At 55.8% G+C, this 8,716-nt stretch carries 10 protein-coding genes and 4 tRNA genes; all 14 read left to right on the forward strand.

Going from position 1 to position 8,716, the window contains the following annotated elements; all coding sequences use genetic code 11:
• The first annotated feature begins 123 nt into the window (after positions 1–123).
• The gene (gene birA / locus PMI29_RS10700; protein ID WP_008000073.1) at positions 124–1,083 is read left to right on the forward strand and encodes a bifunctional biotin--[acetyl-CoA-carboxylase] ligase/biotin operon repressor BirA; all 960 of its coding nucleotides are present in this window, start codon (positions 124–126) and stop codon (positions 1,081–1,083) included.
• Positions 1,073–1,822, forward strand: a complete 750-nt coding sequence (locus tag PMI29_RS10695) for a pantothenate kinase (RefSeq protein WP_008000074.1) — start codon at positions 1,073–1,075, stop codon at positions 1,820–1,822. Before birA ends, PMI29_RS10695 begins: the two co-directional genes overlap by 11 nt.
• 7 nt (positions 1,823–1,829) lie before the next feature.
• The gene (locus PMI29_RS10690; protein WP_008000076.1) at positions 1,830–2,270 is read left to right on the forward strand and encodes a hypothetical protein; all 441 of its coding nucleotides are present in this window, start codon (positions 1,830–1,832) and stop codon (positions 2,268–2,270) included.
• 143 nt (positions 2,271–2,413) lie between these two features.
• A tRNA-Tyr gene (locus PMI29_RS10685) sits at positions 2,414–2,498 on the forward strand.
• Between the two features lie 24 nt (positions 2,499–2,522).
• Positions 2,523–2,596, forward strand: a tRNA-Gly gene (locus PMI29_RS10680).
• A 26-nt stretch (positions 2,597–2,622) separates the two neighbouring features.
• Positions 2,623–2,698: transfer RNA gene (locus PMI29_RS10675), tRNA-Thr, on the forward strand.
• Between the two features lie 174 nt (positions 2,699–2,872).
• Positions 2,873–2,948, forward strand: a tRNA-Trp gene (locus PMI29_RS10670).
• A 45-nt stretch (positions 2,949–2,993) separates the two neighbouring features.
• A complete protein-coding gene (secE, locus tag PMI29_RS10665; protein ID WP_007984402.1) occupies positions 2,994–3,362 on the forward strand; it encodes a preprotein translocase subunit SecE in 369 nt (122 codons plus the stop codon).
• Positions 3,363–3,371: 9 nt separating this feature from the next.
• Positions 3,372–3,905 carry a transcription termination/antitermination protein NusG gene (gene nusG / locus PMI29_RS10660; protein ID WP_007984405.1) on the forward strand — a complete coding sequence of 178 codons (534 nt, stop codon included), beginning with the start codon at positions 3,372–3,374 and terminating at the stop codon, positions 3,903–3,905.
• Between the two features lie 117 nt (positions 3,906–4,022).
• The gene (gene rplK, locus PMI29_RS10655) at positions 4,023–4,454 is read left to right on the forward strand and encodes a 50S ribosomal protein L11 (protein WP_007933726.1); all 432 of its coding nucleotides are present in this window, start codon (positions 4,023–4,025) and stop codon (positions 4,452–4,454) included.
• A complete protein-coding gene (gene rplA, locus PMI29_RS10650) occupies positions 4,454–5,149 on the forward strand; it encodes a 50S ribosomal protein L1 (RefSeq protein ID WP_003186095.1) in 696 nt (231 codons plus the stop codon). Before rplK ends, rplA begins: the two co-directional genes overlap by 1 nt.
• 198 nt (positions 5,150–5,347) lie before the next feature.
• A complete protein-coding gene (gene rplJ, locus PMI29_RS10645; protein WP_007970413.1) occupies positions 5,348–5,848 on the forward strand; it encodes a 50S ribosomal protein L10 in 501 nt (166 codons plus the stop codon).
• A 75-nt stretch (positions 5,849–5,923) separates the two neighbouring features.
• Positions 5,924–6,289, forward strand: a complete 366-nt coding sequence (rplL, locus tag PMI29_RS10640; RefSeq protein ID WP_007970414.1) for a 50S ribosomal protein L7/L12 — start codon at positions 5,924–5,926, stop codon at positions 6,287–6,289.
• A gap of 220 nt (positions 6,290–6,509) precedes the next feature.
• On the forward strand, positions 6,510–8,716 hold a 2,207-nt coding region (gene rpoB / locus PMI29_RS10635; RefSeq protein ID WP_008000079.1), incomplete at its 3' end, for a DNA-directed RNA polymerase subunit beta.

The raw sequence follows: 8,716 nt of genomic DNA on the forward strand, positions 1-8,716 counted from the left end.
AACCCCAATTGCGAAAGCAGTTGGGGTTTTGTTTTTGTCCGCGGGAAATCCGTAACGTCGGGTTTCTATGCAAGTGCTCGGGGCGTGGCTATCATGCGGGCCTCATTGTGAGGCGAGACTTGCATGCTGACGTTGTTAGAGCTTCTTAAAGATGGCCGATTCCATTCGGGTCAGGCGCTGGGCGTTGCCTTGGGCATCAGTCGTAGTGCGGTATGGAAGCAGCTCCAGCATTTGGAGGCTGAGCTGGGTCTTGCCATTCATAAAGTCAGAGGGCGCGGCTATCAATTGGCGGCGCCGCTGACATTGCTTGATCCTGCCGAGATCGGGCGACTGGCGCCTTCTTGTGACTGGCCTGTCCTGGTCTTCGATTCCATCGACTCCACCAATGCCGAGGCGCTGCGTGCCATCGAGCGGCTTCAGGCTGCGCCTTTCCTGGTGCTCGCCGAGCGGCAGACCGCCGGGCGCGGGCGGCGTGGGCGCAAGTGGGCGAGTCCCTTCGCTGAAAACATATATTACAGCCTGGTGCTGCGTATCGATGGTGGAATGCGTCAGCTGGAAGGTTTGAGTCTTGTTGTCGGGCTTGCCGTCCTGCAGGCTTTGCGCGAGCTTGGGGTTCCGGGAGTGGGGTTGAAATGGCCGAATGATGTCCTGGTCGGCCAGAAGAAAATTGCCGGGATATTGCTCGAGCTGGTCGGTGATCCGGCTGATGTGTGTCACGTGGTACTGGGTGTCGGTATAAACGTGAACATGCAGATGACCGATGAGGTGGACCAGCAGTGGACGTCCATGCGTCTGGAGTCGGGTAGGATGTTTGATCGCAATCACCTGGTGGCAGCGCTTGGGGTGATGCTGCAGAGATACATGGCGCGTCACCAGGCCGGTGGCTTTTCAGCGGTCCAGGCGGAGTGGGAGCAAAATCATCTGTGGCAAGGGCGTGCAGTCTCGTTGATTGCAGGCGTTAACCAGATAGATGGCGAAGTGCTGGGTATTGATAGTCAGGGCGCCTTGCGCTTGAAGGTGGATGGTGTGGAAAAAGTCTTCAGTGGCGGCGAGCTGAGTCTGAGGTTGCGTAATGATTCTTGAGCTCGACTGTGGCAACAGTTTTATCAAGTGGCGCGTGCTCGATGCGAATACCCGGCTGGTGGTGGCGGAGGGGGTTGTCGATTCCGACCTCGCGTTGCTCGCGGACTTGAAGGCGCTCAAGGGGGTTGCTCTCAAGTATTGCCGAATGGTCAGTGTAAGGACTGCCGAAGAAACCGGGATGTTGGTCGCCTTATTGAAGGAGTCCTTCGATGTGTCGGTTGTCAGTGCGTCGCCCGCGCGGGAAATGTCCGGGGTCCGTAACGGTTATGAGGAGTTCGAGAAGCTGGGGCTCGATCGTTGGCTTGCGTTGCTTGGCGGATTCCATTTGGCGGGCGGCGCGTGCCTTGTGCTTGATTTCGGTACTGCCGTGACCGCGGACTTCGTTGCTGCGGATGGAGGGCATCTCGGTGGGTTCATATGCCCGGGGATGCCGTTGATGCGCAATCAGTTGCGCACGCATACCCGCAAGATTCGCTACGGCGATCTTGCGGCCGAGCGCGCTCTTGAAAGCCTTGTCCCAGGTCGCACAACCGTTGAAGCTGTTGAGCGCGGTTGCCTGTTGATGCTTCAGGGGTTTGTGCTGACTCAGCTTGAGTTGGCTCGTAGCCATTGGGGTGGGGGTTTCGCGGTTTTCCTCACGGGTGGTGATGCTGCCCTAGTCTCCGGGATAGTGCCAGAGGCCAGGGTGGTTCCGGATCTGGTGTTTGTCGGCTTGGCTATGGCGTGCCCTTTGTCCTGAGGTCTTTATGCGTTGGTTGTTTCTGCTGCTGCTTGTTCTCAATGTGTTTTATTACATCTGGCATCAACAGGAGGCTCCGCTGCGCGCGAAGGATGTGACGCCCTTGAGTTTGTATCGGGGGTCTCAGCAGGATATCCGTCTGTTGAGCGAGGCAGGGGAGGCGGCCAAGGATAAGGGTAAGGCAGCCCAGGCGGATTCCGGTTGTCTTTATCTGGGCGGCTTTACCCGCCAGGACGTGGCTCAGGGGCTTGAGCGCAGGTTGACCGGCATGGAGGTCAAGTTTCAGGCGTTGCCCAGGGGTGGCTCCGAATCCGCCGGTTATTGGCTGCGTGTGGCCCCGGAAAGCAGGCGCTGGCTGGACGATCTTCAGCTGATAAACCTTTCTAAAGAATTCAATGAGTTAAAACATAAAATAATGCCGTGCGAGGGGGTTGCACCCGCCGAATAGTTTGCATAGAATGGCGCCCGCTCCACAGCGAACACCGGAAACGGTTAACGAGGTGAAGTGAGGTCAACGCAGCTAAGCTCAGGTTTTTAATGAGAAAAATGCTTGACAGAAGGCTGGCATGATGTAGAATGCCGGCTCGCTTAGGAGGGGTTCCCGAGCGGCCAAAGGGATCAGACTGTAAATCTGACGTCTACGACTTCGAAGGTTCGAATCCTTCCCCCTCCACCATTTTTAGCGAGAGCTGTAAGCCTCGCGGGTATAGTTTAGTGGTAGAACCTCAGCCTTCCAAGCTGATGATGCGGGTTCGATTCCCGCTACCCGCTCCAAGTTTACAGGTTTTGCACGGTGTTACGCTCTTGTAGCTCAGTTGGTAGAGCACACCCTTGGTAAGGGTGAGGTCAGCGGTTCAAATCCGCTCAAGAGCTCCATATAACAAGGCAGATATGAAAATATCTGCCTTTGTTTTAGGTGGTAGTGGTTGCGCCTGAATGTGTTTCTGAAGGTTGCCGGTGTCGTTGATATCGGTGTTGCGGCCAGGGTTGCCTAGTAAGTGTTGTAAAGTCTTTTTCGGGTCGGCATAATGGTCGGCCTGATTTTGTTTTAGGTCAGTAGCTCAATTGGCAGAGCGACGGTCTCCAAAACCGTAGGTTGGGGGTTCGATTCCCTCCTGACCTGCCAGATTCACTCGGTGTGTCTGGCTTTCTTTTCACAGGATCTTCATAGATGACTCCTAAAGCTGAAGCTCAAGGCTCTCGTTTCGACCTCCTCAAGTGGCTTGTAGTAGTCGCTCTGGTGGTTGTTGGTGTTGTTGGCAATCAGTACTTTTCTGCTTCGCCGATCCTGTACCGCGTACTCGCATTGCTTGCTATTGCTGCCGTAGCTGCCTTTGTAGGCCTGCAGACGGTCAAGGGCAAGTCTTTCTTTGTACTGGTTAAGGAAGCCCGCACCGAAATTCGTAAAGTCGTTTGGCCAACTCGCCAAGAAACCACGCAGACCACGTTGATCGTTGTGGCTGTTGTCCTGGTTATGGCGTTGCTGTTGTGGGGGCTTGATTCCCTGCTCGGCTGGCTTGTTTCCTTGATCGTCGGCTAAGGGTGTCCCGTGGCTAAGCGTTGGTATGTTGTGCATGCTTACTCCGGTTACGAGAAGCATGTAATGCGCTCGCTGATCGAGCGCGTAAAGCTGGCCGGTATGGAAGATGGCTTCGGCGAGATTCTGGTTCCCACTGAAGAAGTGGTTGAAATGCGCAATGGCCAGAAGCGCAAAAGCGAACGCAAATTCTTCCCTGGCTATGTGCTGGTGCAGATGGATATGAACGAGGGTACTTGGCACTTGGTCAAGGATACTCCTCGGGTGATGGGTTTCATTGGTGGTACTGCCGATAAGCCTGCGCCAATTACCGATAAAGAAGCAGAAGCCATTCTGCGCCGCGTTGCCGATGGCAGCGACAAGCCGAAGCCGAAGACGTTGTTCGAGCCGGGCGAGTCGGTGCGTGTCAATGATGGTCCGTTTGCGGACTTTACCGGTGTTGTTGAAGAAGTTAACTACGAAAAGAGCCGGATCCAGGTCGCAGTGCTCATTTTCGGTCGCTCTACTCCGGTGGAGCTCGAGTTCAGCCAGGTCGAAAAGGTCTAGTTGAACAAAAATCCCAACCCCGCAGCCGTAGGCTGTGGGGTTTTGTCGTCACTGGGATAAACGCGCAAGTAACCGGGGAGCCTCTCGAGGCGTTCGAACCCGTAATTGGAGTGCCTCATGGCCAAGAAGATTACCGCTTACATCAAGCTGCAAGTGAAGGCCGCTCAGGCTAACCCAAGCCCACCTGTTGGTCCTGCTCTGGGTCAGCACGGCGTGAACATCATGGAATTCTGCAAGGCTTTCAACGCCCGTACTCAGGGTCTTGAGCCAGGTCTGCCGACTCCAGTGATCATCACTGTCTACAGCGACCGTAGCTTCACTTTCGAAACCAAATCCACCCCTGCTTCGGTTCTGCTGAAGAAGGCGGCCGGTCTGACCAGCGGTTCCGCTCGTCCGAACACCGTTAAGGTTGGCACCGTGACTCGTGCTCAGCTGGAAGAAATCGCGAAAACCAAAAACGCGGATCTGACTGCAGCTGATATGGAAGCAGCCGTGCGTACTATCGCCGGTTCTGCTCGTAGCATGGGCCTTAACGTGGAGGGTGTGTAATGGCTAAGCTGACCAAGCGTCAAAAGGCTATCGCCGGCAAAATCGAAGCAGGCAAGGCCTACAACTTTGTAGACGCCGCTGCTCTGCTGGCCGAGCTGTCGACTGTCAAGTTCAGCGAGTCGTTCGACGTAGCTGTAAACCTGGGTGTTGACCCGCGTAAATCCGACCAGGTCGTTCGTAGCGCTACCGTGCTGCCACACGGCACTGGCAAGACCGTTCGCGTTGCTGTGTTCACCCAGGGTCCAGCTGCTGAAGCCGCTCTGGCTGCCGGCGCTGACCGCGTAGGCATGGACGATCTGGCTGCCGAAATGAAAGGCGGCGACCTGAACTATGACGTAGTGATCGCATCCCCGGATGCAATGCGCGTTGTAGGTCAGTTGGGTCAGATCCTCGGTCCACGTGGCCTGATGCCTAACCCTAAAGTCGGCACCGTAACTCCAGACGTAGCTACCGCGGTTAAAAACGCCAAGGCTGGTCAGGTTCGTTATCGCACCGACAAAAACGGCATCATCCACACTTCCGTTGGCAAGATCGGCTTCGATGCCGTCAAGCTGAAGGAAAACGTTGAAGCCCTGATCGCTGATCTGAAGCGTATCAAGCCAGCTTCCTCGAAAGGCATTTACGTCAAGCGCGTTACCCTGAGCACCACTATGGGCCCAGGTCTGGTCATCGACCAAAGCTCGCTCGACGCGTAAGACACAGATTGGCGCAAGCGATTGCGCCAATTGAAAAATTGGGGTCCCTGCCTGGCGGGGGCTATCCAAGACCGTAGGCGACGCGAGTCTTAAACCACAAGCCTACGCAGATGGTGCTCCCGGTTCCTTACCGAATCAGACACCAAAACGACATCCGGTTTCGACCAGATGAAACGGTAACAAGCAGGAGTTAAACCCGTGGCAATTAAACTCGAAGACAAGAAGGCCATCGTCGCTGAAGTCAACGAGGCTGCCAAAGTCGCTCTGTCCGCTGTCGTGGCTGATGCCCGTGGCGTAACAGTAGGCGCGATGACCGGACTCCGTAAAGAGGCTCGTGAAGCTGGCGTTTACGTACGTGTTGTACGTAACACCCTGCTCAAGCGCGCTGTTGCTGACACTGAATTCAGTGTCCTCAACGACGTGTTCACTGGCCCTACCCTGATTGCGTTCTCCAAAGAACATCCAGGCGCTGCTGCCCGGATCTTCAAGGAATTCGCAAAGGGTCAGGACAAGTTCGAGATCAAGGCAGCTGCGTTCGAGGGCAAGTTCCTCGCAGCTAACCAAATCGACGTACTGGCAACTCTGCCGACCCGTGACGAAGCAATTTCTCAGCTGATGAGCGTGATTCAAGGCGCTACCAGCAAATTGGCTCGTACTCTGGCGGCAATTCGCGACCAGAAAGAAGCTGCTGCAGCCTAAGGCTCGTCAACTTCTCGCGTTTTTTGTTTTTTTCGATGGTCGCGTAGGCCGTCCCCAATATCAGGAATTAGATTCATGTCTATCTCTCAGAACGATATCCTTGAAGCAGTTGGCAACATGTCCGTAATGGAAGTTGTTGAGCTGATCAAAGCTTTCGAAGAAAAATTCGGCGTTACCGCTGCTGCTGCATCGGCTGGTCCAGCTGTTGCTGCTGCCGTTGCTGAAGAGCAAACCGAATTCAACGTCATGCTGACCGAAGCTGGCGAGAAGAAAGTTAACGTGATCAAGGCTGTACGTGAACTGACCGGTCTGGGCTTGAAAGAAGCCAAGGCTGTAGTTGACGGCGCACCTGCCATGGTTCTGGAAGCTGTTGCCAAAGACGCAGCTGACAAAGCCAAAGCAGCTCTGGAAGAAGCAGGCGCTAAAGTCGAGCTGAAGTAAGCATCGACCTTGCTCCTCCAGCCCGAGCGTTAAGCGACAGGCTGATGGCTGGTGGCTCTTGCCACCGGCCTTTTTCCGTTATTGGCAGCCGACTCGGTCGGTGCCGATAACGTGCTGTAACCACCCGATGCGGTGGCGCAAACCATGGGGTTTGCACGATTTTCTGGCTGCTCCCGTCGGGAGGGGCCAAACAAGCAGGTGACCAAGCTGGGGAACGCTGATGGCTTACTCATATACTGAGAAAAAACGTATCCGCAAGGACTTTAGCAAGTTGCCGGACGTCATGGATGTGCCGTACCTCCTGGCCATCCAGCTGGATTCGTATCGTGAATTCTTGCAAGCGGGAGCGACTAAAGATCAGTTCCGCGACGTGGGCCTGCATGCGGCCTTCAAATCCGTTTTCCCGATCATCAGCTACTCCGGCAATGCTGCGCTGGAGTACGTCGGTTATCGCCTGGGCGAACCGGCATTTGATGTCAAAGAATGCGTATTGCGCGGTGTAACTTACGCCGTACCTTTGCGGGTAAAAGTGCGCCTGATCATTTTCGACAAAGAGTCGTCGAACAAAGCGATCAAGGACATCAAAGAGCAAGAAGTCTACATGGGTGAAATCCCCCTGATGACTGAAAACGGTACCTTCGTAATCAACGGTACCGAGCGTGTAATCGTTTCCCAGCTGCACCGTTCCCCGGGCGTGTTCTTCGACCACGACCGTGGCAAGACGCACAGCTCCGGTAAACTGCTGTACTCCGCGCGCATCATTCCTTACCGCGGTTCGTGGCTGGACTTCGAGTTCGACCCGAAAGACTGCGTATTCGTGCGTATCGACCGTCGTCGCAAGCTGCCTGCCTCGGTACTGCTGCGCGCGCTGGGCTATACCACTGAAGAAGTGCTGGACGCGTTCTATACCACCAACGTATTCCACGTGAAGGGCGAGACCCTGAGCCTGGAACTGGTGCCTCAGCGCCTGCGCGGTGAAATCGCTGTCCTCGATATTCAGGATGACAAAGGCAAGGTTATTGTCGAGCAAGGTCGTCGTATCACCGCTCGCCACATCAACCAGCTGGAGAAAGCCGGGATCAAAGAGCTGGATGTGCCTCTGGACTACGTCCTGGGTCGCACAACCGCCAAGGTCATCGTGCATCCGGCAACCGGCGAAATCCTGGCAGAGTGCAACACCGAGCTGAACACCGAGATCCTGGCCAAAATCGCCAAGGCTCAGGTTGTTCGCATCGAAACTCTGTACACCAACGATATCGACTGCGGTCCGTTCGTCTCCGACACCCTGAAGATCGATTCCACCAGCAACCAACTGGAAGCGCTGGTCGAGATCTATCGCATGATGCGTCCTGGCGAGCCGCCAACTAAAGACGCTGCAGAGACCCTGTTCAACAACCTGTTCTTCAGCCCTGAGCGCTACGACCTGTCTGCGGTCGGCCGGATGAAGTTCAACCGTCGTATCGGTCGTACCGAAATCGAAGGTTCGGGCGTGCTGTGCAAGGAAGACATCGTCGCGGTACTGAAGACCCTGGTCGACATCCGTAACGGTAAAGGCATCGTCGATGACATCGACCACCTGGGTAACCGTCGTGTTCGCTGCGTAGGCGAAATGGCCGAGAACCAGTTCCGCGTTGGCCTGGTACGTGTTGAGCGTGCGGTCAAAGAGCGTCTGTCGATGGCTGAAAGCGAAGGCCTGATGCCGCAAGACCTGATCAACGCCAAGCCAGTGGCTGCGGCGGTGAAGGAGTTCTTCGGTTCCAGCCAGCTGTCCCAGTTCATGGACCAGAACAACCCGCTGTCCGAGATCACCCACAAGCGTCGTGTTTCTGCACTCGGCCCTGGTGGTCTGACTCGTGAGCGTGCCGGCTTTGAAGTGCGTGACGTACACCCGACGCACTACGGTCGTGTTTGCCCGATCGAAACGCCGGAAGGTCCGAACATCGGTCTGATCAACTCCCTGGCCGCTTATGCGCGCACCAACCAGTACGGCTTCCTCGAGAGCCCGTACCGTGTGGTGAAAGACGCTCTGGTCACCGACGAGATCGTGTTCCTGTCCGCCATCGAAGAAGCCGATCACGTGATCGCTCAGGCCTCGGCCACGATGAACGACAAGAAAGTCCTGATCGACGAGCTGGTAGCTGTTCGTCACTTGAACGAATTTACCGTCAAGGCGCCGGAAGACGTCACCTTGATGGACGTATCGCCGAAGCAGGTAGTTTCGGTTGCTGCGTCGCTGATTCCGTTCCTCGAACACGACGACGCCAACCGTGCGTTGATGGGTTCGAACATGCAGCGTCAAGCTGTACCGACCCTGCGCGCTGACAAGCCACTGGTAGGTACCGGCATGGAGCGTAACGTAGCCCGTGACTCCGGCGTTTGCGTCGTGGCTCGTCGTGGCGGCGTGATCGACTCCGTCGACGCAAGCCG

This window comes from Pseudomonas sp. GM49, from assembly GCF_000282355.1.
Lineage (GTDB): Bacteria > Pseudomonadota > Gammaproteobacteria > Pseudomonadales > Pseudomonadaceae > Aquipseudomonas.

Coding starts and splice junctions, on each gene's coding strand:
- secE (WP_007984402.1), top strand. CDS start 2,994: ATGACTCCTAAAGCTGAAGCTCAAGGCTCTCGTTTCGACCTCCTCAAG.
- PMI29_RS10690 (WP_008000076.1), top strand. CDS start 1,830: ATGCGTTGGTTGTTTCTGCTGCTGCTTGTTCTCAATGTGTTTTATTAC.
- birA (WP_008000073.1), top strand. CDS start 124: ATGCTGACGTTGTTAGAGCTTCTTAAAGATGGCCGATTCCATTCGGGT.
- rplL (WP_007970414.1), top strand. CDS start 5,924: ATGTCTATCTCTCAGAACGATATCCTTGAAGCAGTTGGCAACATGTCC.
- rplK (WP_007933726.1), top strand. CDS start 4,023: ATGGCCAAGAAGATTACCGCTTACATCAAGCTGCAAGTGAAGGCCGCT.
- rplA (WP_003186095.1), top strand. CDS start 4,454: ATGGCTAAGCTGACCAAGCGTCAAAAGGCTATCGCCGGCAAAATCGAA.
- PMI29_RS10695 (WP_008000074.1), top strand. CDS start 1,073: ATGATTCTTGAGCTCGACTGTGGCAACAGTTTTATCAAGTGGCGCGTG.